The following is a 343-nucleotide window of genomic DNA, read 5'->3' as shown; positions in this document are numbered from 1 at the left end:
CATCAACAAGCATGAGTGACTCAACAAGTACAAGCACATCAGACAGTGAATCAGCATCAACAAGCGTGAGTGATTCAACAAGTGCAAGTACGTCATTAAGTGGATCAGAAAGTGAGAGTCTTTCAGACTCAACAAGCACAAGTACATCAGATAGTGCATCAACATCAACAAGTGTGAGCGACTCAACAAGCGCAAGCACATCAGATAGTGCGTCAGCATCAACAAGCATGAGTGACTCAACAAGTACAAGCACATCAGACAGTGAATCAGCATCAACAAGCGTGAGTGATTCAACAAGTGCAAGTACGTCATTAAGTGGATCAGAAAGTGAGAGTCTTTCAGA

General features: G+C 42.9%; 1 protein-coding gene. It reads left to right on the top strand.

Going from position 1 to position 343, the window contains the following annotated elements:
* The coding region (locus E2558_RS12415) for a hypothetical protein (protein ID WP_197730825.1) at nucleotides 1–343 on the top strand (343 nt) is incomplete at both ends.

Origin of the sequence: Staphylococcus pragensis (assembly GCF_004785665.1) — a bacterium.
Lineage (GTDB): Bacteria > Bacillota > Bacilli > Staphylococcales > Staphylococcaceae > Staphylococcus > Staphylococcus pragensis.
Note: the sequence above shows the minus strand (reverse complement) of the source record. Positions and strands in the feature narration are given on the sequence as shown.